The 21,004-nt window shown below is 72.8% G+C and carries 18 protein-coding genes; 5 read left to right on the forward strand and 13 right to left on the reverse strand.

Annotated features, from left to right (window positions below; translation table 11 throughout):
• Positions 1-38 precede the first annotated feature (38 nt).
• Positions 39-1,148 carry an SDR family oxidoreductase gene (locus ACIP4X_RS07280; RefSeq protein ID WP_358729069.1) on the reverse strand — a complete coding sequence of 370 codons (1,110 nt, stop codon included), beginning with the start codon at positions 1,146-1,148 and terminating at the stop codon, positions 39-41.
• A 193-nt stretch (positions 1,149-1,341) separates the two neighbouring features.
• Between ACIP4X_RS07280 and ACIP4X_RS07285 the strand changes: the two genes are divergently transcribed.
• Positions 1,342-2,817 carry a zinc-dependent metalloprotease gene (locus tag ACIP4X_RS07285; RefSeq protein ID WP_358729067.1) on the forward strand — a complete coding sequence of 492 codons (1,476 nt, stop codon included), beginning with the start codon at positions 1,342-1,344 and terminating at the stop codon, positions 2,815-2,817.
• Positions 2,814-3,329, forward strand: coding sequence for an NUDIX hydrolase (locus ACIP4X_RS07290; protein WP_358729065.1), 516 nt, complete (start codon positions 2,814-2,816; stop codon positions 3,327-3,329). The genes ACIP4X_RS07285 and ACIP4X_RS07290 overlap by 4 nt, the downstream gene beginning before the upstream one ends.
• Before the next feature lie 162 nt (positions 3,330-3,491).
• On the opposite strand, the gene ACIP4X_RS07295 is transcribed toward ACIP4X_RS07290, so the two are convergent.
• The 4 genes from ACIP4X_RS07295 to ACIP4X_RS07310 all read right to left on the reverse strand — a co-directional run bounded on the left by ACIP4X_RS07295 (position 3,492) and on the right by ACIP4X_RS07310 (position 7,488).
• Positions 3,492-4,247, reverse strand: coding sequence for an AIM24 family protein (locus tag ACIP4X_RS07295; protein ID WP_391456733.1), 756 nt, complete (start codon positions 4,245-4,247; stop codon positions 3,492-3,494).
• A gap of 17 nt (positions 4,248-4,264) precedes the next feature.
• Positions 4,265-4,945: an AIM24 family protein gene (locus ACIP4X_RS07300; RefSeq protein ID WP_358729061.1), complete on the reverse strand. Its 681-nt coding sequence runs from the start codon at positions 4,943-4,945 to the stop codon at positions 4,265-4,267.
• Between the two features lie 11 nt (positions 4,946-4,956).
• A complete protein-coding gene (locus ACIP4X_RS07305) occupies positions 4,957-6,756 on the reverse strand; it encodes a TerD family protein (protein ID WP_401347105.1) in 1,800 nt (599 codons plus the stop codon).
• Positions 6,757-6,891: 135 nt separating this feature from the next.
• Complete coding sequence (locus tag ACIP4X_RS07310; RefSeq protein WP_391456728.1) at positions 6,892-7,488, reverse strand: SprT-like domain-containing protein; 597 nt, start codon at positions 7,486-7,488, stop codon at positions 6,892-6,894.
• 233 nt (positions 7,489-7,721) lie between these two features.
• Between ACIP4X_RS07310 and ACIP4X_RS07315 the strand changes: the two genes are divergently transcribed.
• Together ACIP4X_RS07315 and ACIP4X_RS07320 are read left to right on the forward strand one after the other, a co-directional pair.
• Positions 7,722-8,936, forward strand: a complete 1,215-nt coding sequence (locus tag ACIP4X_RS07315; RefSeq protein WP_391456726.1) for a TOMM precursor leader peptide-binding protein — start codon at positions 7,722-7,724, stop codon at positions 8,934-8,936.
• Entirely contained in the window at positions 8,929-10,323 is a 1,395-nt protein-coding gene (locus ACIP4X_RS07320; protein WP_391456724.1) for an AarF/UbiB family protein, read from the forward strand. The genes ACIP4X_RS07315 and ACIP4X_RS07320 overlap by 8 nt, the downstream gene beginning before the upstream one ends.
• Positions 10,324-10,358: 35 nt before the next feature.
• Here the strand turns inward: ACIP4X_RS07320 and ACIP4X_RS07325 are convergent, their stop codons facing one another.
• The 5 genes from ACIP4X_RS07325 to ACIP4X_RS07345 form a co-directional block, all read right to left on the reverse strand.
• The gene (locus ACIP4X_RS07325; protein ID WP_358729363.1) at positions 10,359-10,640 is read right to left on the reverse strand and encodes a hypothetical protein; all 282 of its coding nucleotides are present in this window, start codon (positions 10,638-10,640) and stop codon (positions 10,359-10,361) included.
• Between the two features lie 145 nt (positions 10,641-10,785).
• Positions 10,786-11,109, reverse strand: coding sequence for a hypothetical protein (locus tag ACIP4X_RS07330; RefSeq protein WP_391456722.1), 324 nt, complete (start codon positions 11,107-11,109; stop codon positions 10,786-10,788).
• Positions 11,106-11,474: a WhiB family transcriptional regulator gene (locus ACIP4X_RS07335; RefSeq protein WP_028420407.1), complete on the reverse strand. Its 369-nt coding sequence runs from the start codon at positions 11,472-11,474 to the stop codon at positions 11,106-11,108. Before ACIP4X_RS07335 ends, ACIP4X_RS07330 begins: the two co-directional genes overlap by 4 nt.
• 174 nt (positions 11,475-11,648) lie before the next feature.
• Positions 11,649-11,969, reverse strand: a complete 321-nt coding sequence (locus ACIP4X_RS07340; protein WP_358729049.1) for a hypothetical protein — start codon at positions 11,967-11,969, stop codon at positions 11,649-11,651.
• Positions 11,970-12,156: 187 nt separating this feature from the next.
• A complete protein-coding gene (locus ACIP4X_RS07345) occupies positions 12,157-14,364 on the reverse strand; it encodes a UvrD-helicase domain-containing protein (protein WP_391456719.1) in 2,208 nt (735 codons plus the stop codon).
• Positions 14,365-14,569: 205 nt separating this feature from the next.
• On the opposite strand from ACIP4X_RS07345, the gene ACIP4X_RS07350 reads away from it, so the two are divergent.
• The gene (locus tag ACIP4X_RS07350) at positions 14,570-14,812 is read left to right on the forward strand and encodes a mycoredoxin (protein WP_358729046.1); all 243 of its coding nucleotides are present in this window, start codon (positions 14,570-14,572) and stop codon (positions 14,810-14,812) included.
• Between the two features lie 84 nt (positions 14,813-14,896).
• On the opposite strand, the gene nudC is transcribed toward ACIP4X_RS07350, so the two are convergent.
• The 3 genes from nudC to ACIP4X_RS07365 form a co-directional block, all read right to left on the reverse strand.
• Positions 14,897-15,841 (reverse strand): NAD(+) diphosphatase, encoded by a 945-nt coding sequence (gene nudC / locus ACIP4X_RS07355; protein WP_401347113.1) that lies wholly within the window; start codon positions 15,839-15,841, stop codon positions 14,897-14,899.
• A gap of 154 nt (positions 15,842-15,995) precedes the next feature.
• Positions 15,996-17,399 carry a dipeptidase gene (locus ACIP4X_RS07360; RefSeq protein WP_401347116.1) on the reverse strand — a complete coding sequence of 468 codons (1,404 nt, stop codon included), beginning with the start codon at positions 17,397-17,399 and terminating at the stop codon, positions 15,996-15,998.
• 10 nt (positions 17,400-17,409) lie between these two features.
• On the reverse strand, positions 17,410-20,949 hold the full coding sequence (locus tag ACIP4X_RS07365; RefSeq protein ID WP_401347119.1) for a UvrD-helicase domain-containing protein: 3,540 nt from the start codon (positions 20,947-20,949) through the stop codon (positions 17,410-17,412).
• Positions 20,950-21,004 lie beyond the last annotated feature (55 nt).

Genomic DNA, 21,004 nt, shown 5'->3' on the forward strand with positions numbered 1-21,004 from the left:
GACCAGGTGCTGGAGGGCCGCGTACGGGGAGGGGCTCCTCAGCGCCGGCGTGCCTTCCGCGCCCGTCGCACCACCGCCGCCGCGCCCAGCAGGGCCACCGTCGCCCCGGCCGCGCCCGCCGCCGTCGCGTCCTTGCGTCCCAGGCGCCGCCCGGCGACCGTGTGCCGCCCGGACACCTCCTCCAGCAGCGCCGCGAGGACCTCCTCGTTGGTCCACCGCGGCCGCCATCCGGCGTCGTGCAGCCGGCTGCCGCTCACCACCCAGGGGTACATCGTGTAGGCCAGGTCCCCCGCCGGGGACGGCGTCAGGCCGATGCGGTGCAGCCGGGCCGCCGCCCCGAGCGCGACCGCCGACGGCAGCTCCATGCGGCGGATCCCGCTGAGCTCCTCGACCTCCTCCTGCTCCAGCCACCCGTCGCACCCGACGGCCAGCTCCCCGTCGACCTTCTCCAGCACGGCGTACTCCAGGGCGCTGCACAGGTCCTCCACGTGGCAGAACTGCCACGCGGGCCGCGACCCGGCCACGACCAGCAGGCGCGGCGATTCGAAGTACCTGGTCAGCGCGGTGTCCGTGCCCCCGACCAGCACGGCGGGCCGGACCACGGACACGTTCAGCCCGGGATGCGCCCGCGGAGCGCGCCGCGCCAGCCGCTCGATCTCCAGCAGGTCCCCGACGCCGGTCGCCTCGGCGGTCGCCCGCAGCTCCGCGTCCTCGGACAGCGGCAGCTCGTTGTCCGGCAGCGCCCCGTAGACCATCGCGGAGGTGCACAGCACCACGCGGTGCACCCCGGCGGCGGCCGCCGCGGTCAGCACGGTCTGCGTCCCCCTGACGTTGTACGCCGTCCGGGCGGCCGAGTCGGTCTCCAGATCGAGATCGAGCGCCAGGTGCACGACGACGTCCGCGCCGCGCAGTTTCTCCGCGATCGCCGGATCCCGCACGTCGAGGATGTGCCACTGCGCCGCCGCGCACTCCCCGCGCCGCTCGTCGATCGCGACGACCTGCCTGACCTCGGCGGACTCTGCCAGCCGCTCGGTGAGCAGCGCGCCCACCCCGCGAGCGGCTCCGGTGACCGCGACGACGGGCCCGCGCACGGCGGGAGTGCTCTCTTGGTTTCGCGCTGCGCGAACCTGTGGATCTGGGGAACTCACCGGGCGTCTCCAGCGGTTGTCTTCACATACGGGCGCGAATGACGCGTACGTACCAGGTGGCATCCATCCTGCCGCAGGCGATGTGTCGGCGAAGCACCGAGGCCCGAACCGCCCATGGTGTCTACGCTGGGTGGTGTTGTCGGGCAGCCGCGCCGCCGGAGAGAACCGGTGGCCCTACCAGCCGAGGAATCCCGTGAGTGACACCCCATTCGGATTCGGCCTTCCGCCGGAGGAGCCGGACGACGGCGACGAGGGCAAGAAGAAGGACCAGCAGAGCGGCGGTGAGCAGGGACCGGGCAACCCGTTCGGTTTCGGGCTGCCCGGGGCCGGAGGCTTTGGTGGGCCCGGCGCCGACAATCCGCTCGCAGCCATGTTCGGTTCGCTGAACCCCACCGACCTGGGTGCGGCGTTCCAGCAGCTCGGCCAGATGCTCTCCTACGAGGGCGGCCCGGTGAACTGGGACATGGCCAAGCAGATCGCCCGCCAGACGGTGGCCCAGGGCACCTCCGACGGCACCAAGGACGCCAGCGTCGGTCCCGCCGAGCGCACCGCGGTCCAGGACGCCGTCCGGCTGGCCGACCTGTGGCTCGACGACGTGACCTCGCTGCCGTCGGGCGCCGGCTCCGCGGTGGCGTGGTCCCGCGCGGAGTGGGTCGAGGCCACCCTGCCGGCGTGGAAGGAGCTCGTCGACCCGGTCGCCGAGCGGGTCGGCACCGCCATGGGCGACGTGCTGCCGGAAGAGATGCAGGCCATGGCCGGCCCGCTGATCGGCATGATGCGCTCCATGGGCGGCGCCATGTTCGGCACGCAGATCGGCCAGGCCGTCGGCGTGCTGGCCGGCGAGGTCGTCGGCTCGACCGACATCGGCCTGCCGCTCGGCCCGGCCGGCAAAGCCGCGCTGCTGCCGGTGAACATCGAGTCGTTCGGCAAGGACCTGGGCGTGCCCAAGGAGGAGGTGCGGCTGTACCTCGCCCTGCGCGAGGCCGCCCACCAGCGCCTGTTCTCGCACGTGCCGTGGCTGCGTTCGCACCTGTTCGGCGCGGTCGACGGGTACGCGCGCGGGATCAAGGTCGACACCGCGAAGCTGGAGGACGTGGTCGGCCAGTTCGACCCGCAGAACCCCGAGCAGTTGCAGGACGCCCTCCAGCAGGGCATGTTCCAGCCGGAGGACACCCCGGAGCAGAAGGCCGCGCTGGCCCGTCTGGAGACCGCTCTGGCCCTCGTCGAGGGCTGGGTGGACGCCGTGGTGCACGCGGCGGCCAAGCCCCGCCTGTCGTCCGCCGACGCGCTGCGTGAGACGCTGCGCCGCCGCCGGGCCTCGGGCGGCCCGGCCGAGCAGACGTTCGCCACGCTGATCGGCCTCGAGCTGCGTCCGCGCCGGCTTCGGGACGCCTCCCGCCTGTGGGCCTCGCTCACCGACGCGCGCGGGGTGGAGGGCCGCGACGGCCTCTGGGCACACCCGGACATGCTGCCGACCGCCGCCGACCTGGACGACCCGGACGGCTTCGTGCACCGCGAGCACATGGACTTCTCGGAGCTGGACAGGATGCTCGGCGAGGCCGCGGGCGGTTCGGCGCCGAAGCCGGACCTGCACAAGAAGTCCGAGAACGACGACGCCGACACCGCCAACAAGGACGACAAGGACGACAGGGGCGACGACGCCGAGTGAGCCTTCACGACGACGCGGTCCGCGCCCTGCGGGAGTACGGGGACCAGGAGGATCTGCGCCCGCTCTTCCTGGAGCACCTGCGGACGCATCCGGACGGCCTGTGGAAGGCCTGCGCCGACGGGCACATCACGGCGAGCGCCCTGGTGGTCGACCCCGAGCGCGGCCGGGCGCTGCTGACCCTCCACGGGAAGATCCGCATCTGGCTGCAGACGGGCGGCCACTGCGAACCGGAGGACACCACACTGGCGGGCGCCGCCCTGCGCGAGGCGACCGAGGAGTCGGGCATAGAGGGGCTGACGCTGCTGCCCGGCGGTCCCGTCCGCCTCGACCGTCACCACACGCCGTGCGCCTGGCACCTTGACGTGCAGTACGCCGCGCTCGCGCCGAGCGGGGCGGTGACGACCATCAGCGACGAGTCCCTGGACCTGCGCTGGTTCGCCTACGACGAGGTGCCGGAGGTGGCCGACAAGTCGGTCGTCCGCCTGCTGGAGGCGACCCTCGCCAGGCTCTGACCGGTCGGGGGGCGGTACGCCGGTCTCCGGCCGTGCGAGGGGCGGCCGCACGGCGGTTTTCGCCCGTGCGAGGTTCCCGACCGTGGGGCGGCTTCCGGCCGTGCGAGGTTCCCGACCGTGGGGCGGCCACCGATGGTGGTCGCCCCCGCCCGCGGTCCCCGCTCAGCCCCAGACGTTGCCCTGGTTCTGCCCTCGCGCCCCCTGCTGTCCCATGCCGAACTGGGCCGCGAGGCCCTGCCCGATCACCGCGTTCTGCGGCGGCAGCAGCTCGCTGGGCTGGACGAGCGCGTAGCCGCTGCCCATGAAGCTGAGCTCCCAGCCCTCGCCGGTGTCGCCACGACGCCGCCACACCCCGCTGGAGTGCGTCTGGGCCTGCATCTGCACGCGCAGCGCGGTGGACCAGGCGACGATCGCGTCGGCGTCGCAGTTGACGTACTTGTCCGGCGTCACCCGCATCAGCAGCGGCGCACCCGAGGTCATCAGGGCGACCCTGCCCTGGCCGGTGATGTTCAGCTGGTACTTCCCGGAACCGGAGATGCCGTACATGCTGTCGACGGCGACGGCCTCGTGGTACAGCGAGGAGTCCATCGCCAGCACATAGCTGCTGTCGACGGTCAGACCCTCCTGTTCGACGTCCATGATGTGCACGTACTGGGCGAGGTTGGCGAGGTAGACCGTGCCCTGTCCGTGACAGCGCATCAGGTCCAGGCCCTCGCCGGTGTACGCGCGCGTGCGTGCCTGACCGCCGCTCTGGTACTCGGCGTCGAACTCGATCAGGCCCTGGTAGGCGACCATCGTGCCCTTGCGGGCGAGGATGTCGTCGTGGCCCTCCAGGGTGACGCGCAGCATCTGCTTGTTCTGCAGGCTCCAGCGCTCCTGCGTCTGGGCCTCGTTGAAGGCGAAAAGCGGGCTCTGCATGGTCTCCTGTCTCCCCCTCAGCCGCGCATTCGCAGGCGGTCGGTGCTGTCCTCGCTGGGCTGTACGACGACGATGCCCTGCCCGGAGAAGGCCATCTGGTAGGCCTCTCCGCTGCCCCGGCCGATCAGGGACTGCGCCCTGAAGCTGCGCTTGCCCTTCACCTTCAGGTTCGGCGACCAGGCGACGAGCGCGTCCGGGTCGACGTAGGTCTCGTTCTCGCCTTCGCCGCAGTCGACGACGATCGGCTCGCCCCGGGAGGTCAGCGCCACCCAGCCCTGCCCGGAGATCCGCGTGTTCCACAGGCCCTGCCCGGCGAACTTCGCCAGCCCCTTGACCCGCTCGACACCCCAGGTCAATCCGGCGTCGAAGGCGAGCAGGTTGGTGGCGTTGACGGAGATCGCGTCACCGCCCAGGTCGATGACGACGACGTTGGCCCCGTAGTCGGCGAGATAGAGCAGTCCGTCGCCGGAGCACTTCATCAGGGGTGCGCCCTCGCCGGTGACCCAGTCGCGCGCGATCTGGCGCACGGCCGACGGGCTGGGCTCGTACTGGATGAAGCCCTCGTAGGCGACCATCGACCCCACGCGCGCGAAGAGGTCGTTCCCGGTCTGCATGGCGACCTTCAGCATGTGGCTGCCGTGGTTCTCCATGCGGGCGGTGACGGGTGCGGGGGCGTAACCCGCGAGCGGCTGGTTCATGACGGGCTCCCTCAGACCTCGTAGGGCTGGACGACGACGAAACTGCCGGGGGCGGCGCGGAACTGGAGGTTGACGCCCTCTCCGGTGTCGCCCGGGTAGGCGTTGCGGCGCATCCGCACCTGGCTGGAGACGATCACCTGGGCGGCGGCCGACCAGGCGACCACGGCGTTCGAGTCGACGAACGTCGTCGGCGTCACGGGCAGGACGACCGGGGTGCCGTGCGTCTTGACGACGATCGTGCCGGTGCCCTGGAACAGCATGGTGAACAGGGCGCCGCCGGGGATGCCATGCCCCTCGACGCGGCGGACCTCGTACTCCAGGCTCTCGTCGAAGGCGAGGACGTGCTCGGCGGAGACGCAGATCGCGTCGCCCTGGAGCTCGACCGGGTGCAGATGGGTGGAGTTCTCGGCGAAGAACACCTGGCCCTGGCCGGTGCAGCGCATGAGCTGCATCTCCTGGCCCGTGACGTTGCCCGTGATCCGGCCCGCGAAGCCGGCGCCCTTGTAGGCGAAGTCGACCTTGCCCTGGTAGAGCACCATGCTGCCCTGCCGGGCCAGCACGGGGCGGCCTCCCTCCGTGCCGAGGTCGGCGCGGATCAGCTTGCTGTTCTGCAGGGTCCAGCGCCGTCCGGTGGGCGCCTCCTTGTACAGGTTCAACGCGGCGGACACCCCGGCGGCCTGGGGAGCGGCCTGCGGCACTCCGTAGGGCGCGGGCGGCCCGGGAACCTGGCCGTACGGCGGCTGGTGTCCGTAGCCGGGGGGTGGTGGCGGGGGCTGCGGTGCCGGGTACTGGTCGGGCGGCGGGGGCGGGGGCGGGGTCTGGCCGTGTCCCTGACCGTGCGCCGGGCCGTACGGGGGCTGCCCGTAGGGGGCGGGTGCCGGGGCCGGCGGCGGAACGGGGCCGCCGGGCGGGATCAGGGGGGCGATGATGGTCGGCGCGGCGTGCACCGAGGGCACGGGGCCCGGCGCCGGGGGCGGGGGCGGCGGGGTGGTTCCCAGGGGCGGCGGGAAGCCGTGCGCTGCGGGTGGCGGGACGGCTCCCGGGGACGGCTCGAATCCGGACGCGCCGGGCGGGGGCACGGGTGCAGCGGGCGGTGGCGTGTGGGCGGCCGGGGCAGGAACGGGAGCGGCCGGAGGTGGAGCAAGGGGCGGCGCGGGGGCAGGCGCGGCCGGCCCGGAGGGGACTGCGAACTCCGGGGGCGCGGTGGCCTGTGCGGGTGGCGCGAAGCCGGGAGCGGCACCGGGCTGCGGGTCCTGACCCGCGGCGGGGTTCTCCTCCTCCTCTTCGAGGACCTCGCCGCCGAAGTTCTTCAGCAGCGCCTCCAGACCCCCGTCGAAGCCCTGCCCGACGGCCGCGAACCGCCATACGTCCTTGGCGTAGAAGTCGCCCAGCATCAGGGCCCGTTCGGTGGAGAACTCCGAGCCGTCGAAGGCGTACCGGGCCACCTCCTCGCCGCCCGCCACGATGCGCAGGTACCCCGAGTCGATCTGCGACATCTGCCCGGCGCCGTCGATGGCGGCCGTGAACGACAGCTTCCGGACATGCGACGGGATCTTCTCCAGCGTGACCCGGAAGGACTCCGTGTCGCCTGCCTGGGCGCCCAGCAGCTGGATGGCCTCCTCGGGGGACTTCGGCTGGTTGAAGAAGACGAAGTACCGGTCGTCCGAGAGGCGTTCGTCGGCGTCCAGCCCGAAGCAGCTGATGTCGACGGTCAGTCCGGGCGCCGAGATCTGCACGCCTACGTACAGATCCGTGCCCGCGGTCAGGTCACTGATCCTGGCCTTGTGGCCGCGCTGGAATTCCCTGGACATGCGTAACGACCGTCCCCCGTCCCGAAGCGAGTGCGTCGCGCCAGGCTAACGGCAAACTCCGACACCGGACGAAGTCGGTACAGACCCGCTACACAAACCCAGTCGGGCCGTACCGGACGCCCCCCGACGGCCCCGTCAGTCGCCGCTTGTCGCCGGCGGATGCGGCAGCCGCGCGGCCGCGGCCACGCCCTCCAGATAGCCGCGGGCCCGCTCCGTGCGCGGGTACGCCTCCAGCAGCCGCCAGAAGTCGGGCCCGTGCCCCGGGGCGAGCAGATGGGCCAGCTCGTGCAGCAGTACGTAGTCGACGACGTACTCCGGCATGCCCTGGAGACGGTGGGAGAGGCGGATGCTGCCCTCCGCCGGGGTGCACGAGCCCCAGCGCGTGTTCTGGTTGGTGACCCAGCGGACCGAGGCGGGCCGGGCCCGGCCGCCGAAGTACTGGGCGGACAGCCGCTCGGCGCGTTCGGCCAGCTCCGTGTCGCCGAGCGCCCGGCGGCTCTCCTGGGCGGCCAGCTTGTCGAGCATGACGGTCACCCAGCGCCGCTCCTCCGCCTCGGACATCCGGGCGGGAATGAGCACGACGGTGCGACCGCCCTCGCGGTACGCGGAGACCGTCCGGCGGCGCCGGGCGCTCCTGCGGACCTCGATCTCGCTCGCCGCCGCGGCGTCCGGTGGCCGGCTCGTCTTGCCGCGCTGTGGCTCTCCGGCACGGTGCAGTGGGTCGGCGGACACGCTCCGACGTTACCGGGTGCACGGACCAGAAGTCCCGGGCCGGGGACGCTTCCGTGCCGGTCCCTGCCTGGGGGCACTCACCTCCGGGTCCAATTAGTACGACGATTACCCACTGTCTGTGGATAACTTCCGGCACGTCCCCTTCGAGCCAGGCATCCTGGGACTCCTTCCTCCTCCCCTCTCCTTTCTTCTGCTTCTTCTCCTACTTCTCTTCGGGCTACGGGGGCTCGCACATGCATCCGATGGTGAAACCCGCGCTCAGGCGCGGCTGGCGTGATCTTGGCACCGTGCAGTTCGGGATGACTCCCGCGCACGCGATGACACTGGGCCCGCTGGACACGGCGACGGGCAGTTTCCTGGACCTGCTCAACGGCACGCGCGGGCTGCCGCTGCTGCGGGAGGAGGCCCGCCGCATGGACCTGCCCGACGGCCATGTCGACCGCCTGGTGGAGCGGCTGGCCCAGGCCGGGCTCCTCGACGACGCCAGGGGCGGCGGCGCGGCGGCCGACGCGCTGCGCGCACGGAAGGAGGCGATGGACCGGCTGGGGCCCGATCTCGCCTCCCTCTCCCTGACCACGCGCGAACCGGGCGAGGCGATGGAGCGCCTTGCCGCGAGACGTGAGGCGCGCGTGCAGGTCAGGGGCGCCGGACGGGTGGGCGCCGTCCTGGCCGCGCTGCTGTCCGGGGCGGGGGTCGGCGAGGTCGACGTGCGCGACGGAGGCTGTGTGGAGCCGTGGGACGTCGCACCTGGCGGGCTGTCCGCAGAGGCCGTCGGCGAGCGCCGGGACATCGCGGCACGGCGCGCCGTGCGCGCGGCGGCGCCGGACCGCGCGGCCCGCCGCACTCCCCGGACGCCGTCCGAGCCGGAGGAGCGGGGGTTCTCCCTGGTGGTCCTGGCCCCGCGGGACGACATCGGCGTGCACGCTCCCGACCCGTCCGCGGCCACCGCCCTGATCGAGTCCGGCACCCCTCATCTGTACGCGGGGGTGGTGGAGGGCACAGGCGTCGTCGGGCCGCTCGTCCTGCCCGGAGAGACCGGCTGTGCCGGCTGCCTCCACCAGGAGCGCACGGACCGGGACGGGACCTGGCCACGTCTGGTGGCGCAGTGGCGCTCGGGCAGACCACGGCACGTACGTCCGTGTGATCTCGCTCTCGCCGCGACCGTGGCCGCCCTCGCGGCCGCGCACGCACTCACCTTCCTCGACGGTGCGTCGCCCTCCTGCGCGGGCGCCCGTTGGGAGGTTTCCCTGCCCGGCCTGCACTGGTATGCGCGACCGGTGTGGCCCCATCCGGCCTGTCCGTGCGGCGCTGCCGGGAAAGCCGAGAGGGAGCAGACCTCAGAGAACGGGGAAACACGCGCGACAATGGCTGAGCAACGGCCGTCATCGACGCCCTGCCGTCGGGCAGAGGCTGCGCGGCTCGCTGGGACTTGGAGGGCGCATGTCTGATCTTCCCCGGAAGGCGGTCACCCGGACCGCCAAGCTCGCCGCGCTCCCGCTGGGCTTCGCCGGGAGAGCGACCTGGGGACTCGGCAAACGGATCGTCGGCGAGTCCGCCGATCTTGTCGGCCGCGAGCTGCAGCAACGCACCGCCGATCAGTTGTTCAAGGTGCTGGGCGAGCTCAAGGGCGGGGCCATGAAGTTCGGGCAGGCGCTGTCCGTCTTCGAGTCGGCGCTCCCCGAGGAGGTCGCCGGCCCCTATCGGGTCGCGCTGACCAAGCTCCAGGAGGCGGCGCCGCCGATGCCGACGCGCACGGTGCACTCCGTGCTGGAGGAGCGGCTCGGCGCGCACTGGCGTGAGCTGTTCGAGGAGTTCGAGGACAAGCCGGCCGCGGCGGCCTCGATCGGGCAGGTGCACCGGGCGGTGTGGCACGACGGCCGCGAGGTCGCGGTCAAGGTGCAGTACCCCGGCGCCGGCGAGGCCCTCGTCTCCGACCTGACCCAGTTGAGCCGGTTCGCCCGTCTGCTGGGGCCGCTGGTTCCCGGCGTGGACATCAAGCCGCTGATCGCCGAGCTCAAGGACCGCGTCTCCGAGGAACTGGACTACGGGCTGGAGGCCCAGGCCCAGCAGGCTCACGCCGAGGAGTTCGCCGACGACCCGGACGTCGTCGTCCCGGCGGTCGTCCACCAGCGCGACCAGGTCCTGGTCACCGAGTGGATGGACGGTGTCCCGCTGTCCGAGGTGATCGCGGACGGCACCGTCGCCCAGCGCGACCGGGCCGGCCAGTTGCTGGCCCGCTTCCTGTTCTCCGGCCCGGCCCGCACCGGCCTGCTGCACGCCGACCCGCACCCCGGCAACTTCCGTCTTCTGCCCGGGGGGCCGGACGGCGAGGACGACTGGCGTCTGGGCGTCCTGGACTTCGGCACCGTCGACCGCCTTCCCGGCGGCCTGCCGCCGACCATCGGCGCGGCGCTGCGCATGGCGCTGGACGGAGAGGCGGACGCGGTCTACGAGAGGCTCAGCACGGAGGGCTTCGTGAAGGAGTCCATCGAGCTGGACCCGGAGGCCGTACTCGACTACCTCCTGCCGATCATCGAGCCGGCCCAGGCGGAGGAGTTCACCTTCACCCGTGGGTGGATGCGCAGTCAGGCCGCTCGGATCGCCGACCCCCGCTCACCCGCCTACCAGCTCGGCAAGCAGCTCAACCTGCCCCCGTCGTACCTGCTCATCCACCGGGTCACGCTGAGCACCATCGGTGTGCTGTGCCAGCTGGGGGCCACGGTGCGGCTGCGGGAGGAGCTGGAGGAGTGGCTGCCGGGCTTCGCGGCGGAGTCTTGGGCCGAGGAGCCGGACGACGAGGGACCGGGCGACGAGGAGTCGGCCGTCGAGGCGTGAGCGCGAGGGGGCTGCCGCGGGACTACCACTGAGGGCTACCACCAGGCGGAGTCCAGACGCCCCTCGATCGAGCGGAGGTTCTCGCGGGAGCAGGCGTCGCAGAAGTAGCGCCGGGTCCCGTTCTCCACGGAGCAGGTCCAGGTGGGCGGCAGTCCCTCGGCCGGTGTGCCGCACCGCGCGCACACCAGGGCGGGACGCACCGCGCCCGCGCCGCCGCCCGTGCCGTCACGGACCGTGCCGTCGTGCGCTGCGTCGTCGTGGGCCGTGCGCGCGTGGCCCGCGCTCGCGTGGTTCGTGCCTCCGGGAAGACTCGTCACCCCGCGACCATACCGCCGGGCCACGGCTCGGCGGGAACAACGCACCGCGGGGGCCGGTCCGTGCGGACGGACCGGCCCCCGCGGGAGGAGTTCCGGCCTCCCGGGCCGGGAGGCCACCGCCTGGCGGTGTGGAACAGCCTGACGGTCAGTGCATCACTGCAATGGCGAGCGCGCGGCGGGCACGCAGCGAGGCGCGCTCGGCGCGACGCTGCATCCGGCGGGCGGCGGCCAGGCGCAGGGCCCGGCGTTCCCGCTCCGCCTCGTGCAGCCGCTCGTGCATATGCGCACGAGCCAGCGCTTCTGGGATGAGTTGCATCTCTCGGTTCCTGTTCTGACGCGATTCGTTCGCGCCGATGGTGGTGACGTCTTCGGTCGCGGAGCCCGCGGGCTCACTGGGGGACGGCTTCATCGGGGCCTGCTTCTGGGGGTCGTGCGTGAGGGGGCGATCGATCGTTCCTGCGGTGTTCATGCCGTGACCGGGTTCTTGCGCGGACGGCCACGCGGCCGCTTCCGGGCGACGACGACACCTTGGACGAACAGCTCGCCACCCCAGACGCCCCAGGGCTCACGCCGCTCCTTGGCACCGGCGAGGCAGGCCTCGATCAGCGGGCAGGTGCGGCAGAGGGACTTGGCGTACTCCACGTCCGCCGGCGACTCGGCGAAGAAGACCTCCGGGTCGTAGGAGCGGCACGGCACGGGCACGCCGAGGTTCTCGATGGCGTCGTCGAGCGCGGTGAGCGCGGTGAGCGGGGTCAAGGCGGGGTCCTCCGTGAGACCGGGCTTGGGGATCGTGTCGGAAGGCGGTACGGACGGGGCGTGCGCTTCGAGTTGCACGGTTCGTCTTCCTCGTCTGGTCGGGTTGGCCGGTCGGCCGGGTGTCGGCCGGCTACCGGGTTCTTGTCTTGTCCCGAGGCCCCTTCGCTCCGCTGTCCCCGTTCGGGGAAAACAGAAGGGCCGCGGATCCCGGGTGGGGTTCCGCGGCCCTGAAGGCGCCGGCCTGATCGGCGATCAGGCTGGATCACTCCAGGGTTCTGGCCCACGGAAGGCCCACGTCAGGTGGTGCTGCTTCATCTGCTCCCGGTTACCGGCACCGGCCGCCTCAACGGCATAGGCCTGTGCCTGCGCCGCTACTGCTTCCAGTGCCTCGGTCGGTCGCTCATCGCGCTCACGGATGGGAAGACCCGCGAGGGAAGCAAAGGACGCCGGACGCACGGCAGCGATGCCGGACAGACCGGTGCCCTGATTGAAGGCGCCGAGCATGCACAGGGAGGCGACCGAGCGATCGGTCATTTTGGCGGTGCTGATGGAGCTGCTGTTGATGCTGATCACTGGACTCGCCTCCTCTCGGCGTCTGGGGGACTGGGGGTGAGCCAGTCCGTACGGATATGCAAGTACAACACGGAATCAGGGCCTCAGGAAGGCCACCGTTCCCGTGACCAAGAACCTATGGGGACGGACGGCGGGTGCGCAAACTATTTTTTCGACGAGTTCCCACGGGTCTGCGGTGAGCCCCCGATCAGTCGGCGGTCGCCTCTCCCGCGGGCTCCCGGCCTGCGCAGAGATCGAGAACGTCCGATCCGTACCGGCGGAGCTTGCGCATCCCCACTCCGGGGATGCGCGCCAGTTCGCGCGCGTCGTCCGGCACGTTCTCGGCGATCGCCATCAGCGTCTTGTCCGTGAAGACGCAGAACGCGGGCTGACCGCTGCGCCCCGCCTGGACCGCCCTCCACTCGCGCAGCCGCTCGTACAGGCCCTCGTCCATGTCGGAGGGGCAGCCCTCGCAGCGCATCAGCTTCATCTCGCCGGCGTCGGTGAGCGTGCGGCCGCAGACCCGGCAGCGGGCGGGGGTGCGCTGCGCGCGTCGCGGGGCGGGCGCCCCCGGTGTCCCCGCGGCCGTGGTGAAGCCGCGCTCGACGCCCCCGGAGCCGCCGGGCGCGGCGCGGCCCGCCGCGCCGGACGAGCCGGGGCGCAGCCCGTCGAGGAAGCGGCTGGGACGGCGGCCCGGGCGGCCGCCGGGCGAGCGGGACAGCGACCAGGAGACGTGCAGCCGCTCACGGGCGCGGGTGACACCCACGTAGAGGAGGCGGCGCTCCTCCTCGATCTGTTCGTCCGTCCGGGCGTAGGTGATGGGGATCATGCCCTCGGCGACGCCGACCAGGAAGACGACGTCCCACTCCAGGCCCTTGGCCGAGTGCAGGGAGGCGAGGGTGACGCCCTGGACCGTGGGCGCGTGCTGGGCGTTCGCCCGCTCGTCGAGTTCCGCCACGAGGTCGGCGAGTGTCCCGCCCTGCCGGGCGGCGGCGAAGTCCTGCGCGAGGTTCACCAGGGCGGCCAGCGACTCCCAGCGTTCCCTGACCGCGCCGGAGCCGGCCGGCGGCTGCGCGGTCCAGCCCTCCCCCGACAGCACGGCACGCACCTGTGAGGGCAGGTCGACGGCGTCGTCGAGCAGGGAGTCGTTGCCGCCGAAGCGGGCGGCCGCGCGCAGGGCGACACCGGCCTTGCGCACCTCGGGCCGGTCGAAGAAGCGCTCGGCGCCGCGGAGCTGATAGGGCACGCCGACGTCGGCGAGGGCCTGCTCGTAGGTCTCGGACTGGGCGTTCGTCCGGAACAGGACCGCGATCTCGCTCGCCGGGACGCCGGAGGCGATGAGGTCGCGGATGCGGTGGGCGGCCCCCTCGGCCTCGGCGGGCTCGTCGCCGTACTCGGTGTAGGCGGGCTCGGGGCCGGGGGCGCGCTGGGAGACCAGTTCCAGCCGGTGGTCGGCGGCCCGGCCCCGGGCCTGGGCGAGCAGTCCGTTGGCGAGGTGGACGACCTGCGGGGTGGACCGGTAGTCGCGGACCAGCTTGACGACGGTGGCGCCGGGATGACGGGTGCGGAAGTCGAGCAGGTGGTCGGGGGTCGCCCCGGTGAAGGAGTAGATCGTCTGGCTGGCGTCGCCGACGACGCACAGGCTGTCGCGGTCGCCGAGCCACAGGTCCAGCAGGCGCTGCTGGAGCGGGGAGACGTCCTGGTACTCGTCCACCACGAAGTGCTGGTACTGGGCGCGGACCTGCTCGGCGACGTCGGCCCGGTCCTGCAGGACGGCGACGGTCAGCAGCAGGACGTCCTCGAAGTCGATGACGGAGCGGCCCCGCTTGAGGTCCTCGTACACCGAGTACAGCTGGGCGATCTCGGCCGGGTCGCGGGGCGCGGTGCGGCCCTCCTTCGCGGCCGCGACGGCATAGTCGGCCGGGACGGTCTGGGTGACCTTGGACCACTCGATCTCGGCGGTGACGTCCCGCAGCTCGTTGCGGTCGAGGCGGATGCGGCAGGCGGCGGCCGCGTCGGCGACGAGCTGGATCTTGCGGTCGACGAGCCGGGGCATGGCGCCACCGATCGCTTTCGGCCAGAAGTACTGCAACTGCCGCAGGGCGGCGGAGTGGAACGTGCGGGCCTGCACGCCGTGCGCGCCGAGCTGGCGCAGCCGGCCGCGCATCTCCCCCGCGGCGCGGTTGGTGAACGTGACAGCCAGCACGGTGGAGGGGTGGAGGACACCCGCGCGCACCCCGTAGGCGATGCGGTGGGTGATCGCCCGGGTCTTGCCCGTACCGGCGCCCGCCAGGACGCACACCGGCCCGTGCAGAGCGGTGGCCACCTCGCGCTGCTCGGGGTCGAGCCCGTCGAGCACCGCGTCGGCGGAGTCCGGGACCCGAGGGAAGAGCGGGGAGTGCGTTGCTGCTGTCACACAGCCATGCTGCCAGGTCGCTCCGGGACGCATGAGCCGGTTGTCCACAGGCAGCCCCGGCGGTCGTACTAACGCCGTGCGTCCTCCGTCACGGTGCCGCGCGTCACGTCCGTGCGGATACCCCCGGTGGGAATGCCGGAGCGATGGCGTACGTTCCTGTCCTGCGACGAATACGTCCCCGAGCCGCCGAAGGAGCGCGAGAGACATGCCGGGCACTGTGACGATGTACAGCACCACGTGGTGCGGCTACTGCCGTCGGCTGAAGAGCCAGATGGACCGCGAGGGCATCGCGTACACCGAGATCAACATCGAGCACGACCCGGACTCCGCGGCCTTCGTGGAGAAGGCCAATGGCGGAAACCAGACGGTTCCGACCGTCCTCTTCCCCGACGGCTCGACCCTCACGAACCCGTCGCTGGCCCAGGTCAAGGAGAAGGTCGGCGTCTGATCGCGGCGTGTCGGACGTCGGACCATGCGAAGGCGGCCTCGCCCTGGGATTCCGGGGGAGGCCGCCTTCGTGTTGCCGGTGTTCTCAGGCGGTGCTTCTCGTCGGTAGCGGCTTGCCGTACCAGAGTTCGATGAGGCGGGCCGCGATGGAGATGCCGTAGGGCGGCAGGACCTCGCCGGAATCGAAGGCCGCGCGCAGTTCCTCGCGGGAGAACCAGCGGGCCTCGTGGATCTCGTCGCCGTCCACGTCGATCCGGGTCGAGGTGGCGTGCGCCATGAAGCCCAGCATCAGGCTGGAGGGGAACGGCCAGGGCTGACTGGCGACGTACTCGACCTCGCCGACGGCGACGCCGACCTCCTCGTGGACCTCGCGGCGCACCGCCTGCTCGATGGACTCCCCCGGCTCGACGAAGCCGGCGAGCGTGGAGAAGCGGCCCTCGGGCCAGTGCACCTGGCGGCCGAGCAGGATGCGGTTCTCGTCGTCGGTGACCGCCATGATCACGGCGGGGTCCGTGCGCGGATAGTGCTCGGCGCCGCAAGCCGGGCAGCGACGGATGTGCCCGGCCGCGGCGATCACGGTGCGCTCGCCGCAGCGGGAGCAGAAGCGGTGCAGCCGCTGCCAGTTCTCCAGGGCCACCGCGTGCGCCAGCAGGCCGGAGTCCCGGGGGGACAGGAGCAGACCGGCCTCGCGCAGGCCGGCCGGGCGGGCGGACTGGTCGATGCGGCCGGGCAGGGAGTCCTTCTGCAGGGCGAAGTAGCTGACGCCCTCGGCGTCCGTGCCGAGGAAGTAGCGGTGCGCCTCGGTGAGGGGGGCCTCGAAGGAGGGCGTCGTGACCAGTTCGGTCCGGCCGTCGGGGGTCTCGTCGATCAGGGCCTGACCGCCGGAGACCACGAAGCAGCGCGTCGAGGGGTGGCTCCACGCCGCGGCGAGCCAGGCCTCGTCGAGCCGGTGGTGGGCGGCCCGGTCGATGCCGCTGGGCGCGGTGAGCGAGATGGGTCGGTCTGCGGTGTGGTCGGTCCAGGTGGTCACGGGTGCTTCCAACTCCCCCGGTGCAACGGTTGTTTCGGCGGCGGTTCAGCGGGATGTGCGGCAGGAGGCGTCCGCGTCCTGCGGGGCCTGGGAGCGCGCGACGGCTTTACCAGTGTGCGCCCGGCACGTCACCGCCCGGGCCGTCGGGCACCCCTCAGGGCGCATCGTGCCAGTGCTCCGCGAGGTCGCCCCACAGGTACGCGGTGGTCTCGACGCCCTTGAGCAGGAGGTCGAGCTCGACCTTCTCGTTCGGCGCGTGCCAGCCGTCGGAGGGGACGGAGATGCCCAGGAAGAGGACAGGTGCGCCGAGCACCTCCTGAAGGTCGGCGGCCGGGCCCGAGCCGCCCTCGCGCGTGAAGCGGACGGGTGCGTCGAAGGCACGGCCCATGGCGCGGACCACGGACTGCAGGGCCGGGTGGTCGAGCGGCGTCAGGCACGGGCGCGTGGCCGAGCCGAACACGATCTCGTGCCGTATCCCCGCGGGCACCTGCTCGGCGGCCCAGGCGCGGACGGCCTTCTCGATGTGGTCGGGGTCCTGGCCCGCGACCAGGCGGAACGACAGTTTGACCATCGCCGTGGACGGGATGATCGTCTTGCTGCCGGGGCCCTGGTAGCCGCCGCCGATGCCGTTGACCTCGGCGGTGGGGCGGGCCCAGATGCGCTCCAGGGTGGAGTAACCGGCCTCGCCCTGGGCGGCGTACGACTTGGCGGTGCGCAGCCACTGCTCCTCGGCGAAGGGCAGCTCGGCGAAGAGCCGGCGTTCCCGGTCGGTGAGTTCCACGATGCCGTCGTAGAAGCCGGGCACGGCCACGCGCGCGTGCTCGTCGTGCAGAGCGGCGACCAGGCGGGCTGCGGCGGTCGCCGGGTTGGGCACCGCGCCGCCGAAGGAGCCGGAGTGGATGTCCTGGTCGGGCCCGTGCAGCCGGATCTCGCACTCGGCGAGGCCACGCATCCCGGTGCACACCGTGGGGGTGTCGGCGGACCACATGCCGGTATCGGAGACGATCACCGCGTCGGCGGCCAGGCGCTCCGCGTGCTCTTCGACGAGCGCCCGGAAGTGCGGGGAGCCGGACTCCTCCTCGCCCTCGATCAGCAGCTTCAGATTGACGGCCGGGGCGGTGCGGCCGGTGGCGGCGAGGTGGGCGCGGACGCCGAGTGTGTGGAAGAACACCTGGCCCTTGTCGTCGGCCGCCCCGCGCGCGTAGAGGCGGCCCTCGCGGACGACGGGCTCGAAGGGCTCGCTGCCCCAGCCGTCCTCACGGGCGGCGGGCTGGACGTCGTGGTGGCCGTAGACGAGGACCGTGGGGGCCTCGGGGTCGTCGGAGCGCCACTCGGCGAAGACGGCGGGGGCGCCCGCGGTCGGCCAGACCTCGATGGTGGTGAAACCGGTCTCCCGGAGCTTGCCGGCGAGCCAGTCGGCGCTGCGCCGTACATCGGGCGCGTGGTCGGGCTGGGCCGACACGGAGGGGATGCGCAGCCATTCGGCGAGGTCGTCGAGGAAGGCGGTGCGGTGCTGCTCGATGTACGTACGGACGGCGCTGTCCGGGGTCTGGCTCATGGCTCCGAGCCTATCGGCCCGCGGTGGCTTCCCGTTCGGGCGGTTCGTCACACTGCAGCCCGGCCTGCGGCTCCTCCGTCAGCAGCCGTTCCAGCTCGGCGCGACCCGGGAGGTCGTCGTGCCGTACCACCTCGCCGGTGCGCACGTAGACGAACACGGCGGTGACACGGTCCAGGGGGACGCCGCGCTGTTCGGCCCAGGCCAGCCGGTAGACGGCGAGCTGGAGCGGGTCCGCGGTGCGGGCGCGGTGCGTCTTCCAGTCCACGATCTCGTACGTCGTCCGCTCGCCGTCGCCCTCCTTGTAGACGGCGTCGATACGGCCCCGGACGACACGGCCCGCCAGGGCGAGCTGGAAGGGTGCTTCGACGCGGTGGGGCGTGCGGTGGGCGTACGGGGTGCGTTCGAAGGCCTCCTTCAGGGCTTCGAGGTCGCGTTCGTCGGCGATCTCGGCGTCGTCGCCGGGCAGTTCCCCGGGCTCCAGCATGGGCAGCGTCAGCGCTTCGAAGCGGGTTTCCACCCAGGCGTGGAAGCGGGTGCCACGGCGTGCGGCCGGTTGCGGGGGGCGTGGCATGGGGCGCGCGAGCTCCCGCGCGAACCCGTCGGGGTCGGCGGCCAGGTGCAGCAGCTGCGACGCGGTCAGGGTGGTCGGCAGGGGGACGTCGGTGACGGTCTGCCGGGCCCGCCGGAGTTCTCCGGTCAGCGCTTCGAGATCACGGTCCCAGGAGGCGACGGTACGACCTTCCTCCGGGGTGAGGGGGCCGGCTCCGGGTGCACGGTCCGATTCGTCGTGCGCCGGGTGCTCGCGCGCGGGCGGGGGCGCGCCGTGGTCGTCGGGCGGGGGCGCCTGGTGCGGGACGGTCGGACGGTCGCCGCTCCAGGAGTCCCAGTCGCCGGGGTGCCCCTCGAAGGGGTCGTCCTCATCGAAGGGCGGCGCGTCGTCGTACGGGGGTGCGTCTTCGTACGGAGGTGCTTCGTCGTCCGGGGGCGCCTCGTCGTACGGGGGCTCGGCGGGGTCGTGCGTGGCCTCCGGGTGGGTCTCCGTGCCGGTGGCGAGGTCCTCCAAGTGGGCGAGGACGATCGCGGCGGCCTCGCGGCGGCGGGCCAGGGCGGCCTCGTCCAGCGGCAGCGGCCACACCTGGTCGGCGGTCGCCCGGTGCAGGGCCGGGTTCTCCTCGTCCTCGCCGGGCTCGTCCGCCCAGGCCTCGATCTCGCCGTGGCCTGCGGCGCAGTGGTCGTGCAGGGCCTGGAGGAACGCGGACGGGCCGCGGGGCCGCTTCTGGCTCGGGCCCCACCAGTGGCCTGAGCCGAGGAGCAGGGAGCGGGGGCGGGTGAAGGTGACGTAGCCGAGGCGGAGCTCCTCGGTGTGCTGGTGGTCCTTCATGGCCTCGTGGAAGGCCTTCATGGCGCGCGCGTCCCAGCCGTCGACGTCGGGGAGGGTGTCGGCGTCGCCGCGCAGGGCGTGCGGCAGCACCTTGCCCTGGCTGGTCCACTTCTCCCGGCCCTGCCCGCTGGGGAAGGTGCCGGTGACCAGGCCGGGGACGGCCACGACGTCCCACTCCAGGCCCTTGGACCTGTGCGCGGTGAGCACCTTGACGGTGTTCTCGCCGCCGGGCAGCGCGTTGTCGAGGCCCTTCTCGTACTGGGCGGCGGTGCGCAGGAAGCCGAGGAAGGCCAGCAGGCTGGCCTCGCTCTCGTTCGCGGCGAAGGAGGCGGCGATGTCCAGGAAGTTCGCCAGGGTCTCGCGGCGGCGGGCGGCCAGGGCGTGCGGGGACGCCGACAGTTCCACCTCGAGTCCGGTGACGGCCAGGACGCGGTGCAGGACGTCCATCAGTGGGTCGGACAGGGAACGCCGCAGGTCGCGCAGTTCGGCGGCGAGCCGGGCGAACCGTACGCGCGCGTCCGGGGAGAACGGCAGCCGGTCGTCGTCCCCGGCGCCGTCCAGGGGTGTTTCGAGGAAGGTGTCGAGGGCGTCCGCGAGCGAGATCACCTCGGCCGGGTCGACGCCCTCGACGGCCTCGGCAAGCCGGCTGTCGGGGTCGTCGTCGGTCTCCACGCGCGCGTGGGCGACGAGGAGTCTCGCCCGGCGACCCAGGAGCGCGAGGTCGCGCGGGCCGATGCGCCAGCGCGGGCCGGTCAGCAGCCTCACCAGCGCGGCGTTGGCGCCGGGGTCCTGGAGGACCTCGCAGACGGCGACGAGGTCGGCGACCTCGGGCAGGTGCAGCAGCCCGGACAGGCCGACGACCTCGACCGGGACGTCACGGGCGACCAGGGCGCCCTGGATCTCGGCGAAGTCGGCCGCCGTACGGCACAGGACGGCGATCTCGCCCGGTGCCGTTCCGGTCGCCACCAGGTGGGCGATGGAGTCGGCGACCCACTCGATCTCCTCGGCGTGGGTGGGCAGCAGCGCACAGCGCACCAGGCCGTCACGCTCGGCGCCGGGGGCCGGGCGCAGGGCCTCCACGCCCGCGTGCATGGCGCGCAGGGGGGCGGCGAGGCCGTTGGCGAGGTCGAGGAGGCGGCCGCCGCTGCGGCGGTTCTCGCTCAGGGCCTGGCGGGTGGCGGGACGGCCGTCGGCATGCGCGAAGTGCTCGGGGAAGTCGTCGAGGTTGGCGACGGAGGCGCCGCGCCAGCCGTAGATCGCCTGGCAGGGGTCGCCGACGGCGGTGACGGGGTGGCCGGTGCCGTCGCCGAAGAGGCCGGCCAACAGGATGCGCTGGGCGACGGAGGTGTCCTGGTACTCGTCGAGGAGGACCACCCGGAACTCCTCGCGCAGCACGCGGCCGGCCTCCGGCAGGCGGGCGAGCCGTGCGGCCAGGGCGATCTGGTCGCCGAAGTCGAGGAGGTCGCGCTCGCGTTTGGCGGCCCGGTAACGGAGTACCAGCTCGGCCAGTTCCCGCCGGGCGGCGGCCGTCTCCGGGATCTTGCGCAGGTCGGCGTTGCTGAGCTTGGCGCCTTCCAGGGTGTGCAGCAGGCCGGTGTCCCAGGCGCGGAGGTCCTCCGGGCGTACGAGGTGTTCGGACAGCTCGGCGTCGAGGGCCAGGAGGTCGCTCACCAGGTCCGGGAAGGAGCGGGCCAGCGCCGGATAAGGGCCGGGGGCCTCGCGCAGCACGCGCGCGGCGAGCTGGTAGCGGGTGGCGTCGGCGAGCAGGCGGGCGGTGGGTTCGAGCCCGATGCGCAGCCCGTGGTCCTTCAGGAGGCGGCCGGCGAAGGCATGGTAGGTGGAGATCAGCGGCTCGCCCGGCGGATTGTCGGGGTCGATGGCCTCGGGGTCGGTGACGCCGGCTCTGATCAGTGCCTTGCGGACCCGTTCGGCGAGTTCGCCGGCGGCCTTGTTGGTGAAGGTCAGCCCGAGGACCTGCTCGGGAGCGACCTGTCCGGTGCCGACCAGCCACACCACACGGGCTGCCATCACGGTCGTCTTGCCGGATCCGGCGCCGGCCACGATCACCTGCGGGGCGGGCGGCGCGACGATGCAGGCCGTCTGCTCCGGGGTGAACGGAATCCCGAGGAGCTCCTTGAGCTGCTCGGGATCGCTGATACGGGCGGACACCTGACAGAGGCTAGCGGCGGGCACTGACAATCCGTGCCGGATGCCCTACGGCGCC

This window comes from Streptomyces sp. NPDC088817, from assembly GCF_044750345.1.
Classification (GTDB): Bacteria; Actinomycetota; Actinomycetes; order Streptomycetales; family Streptomycetaceae; genus Streptomyces.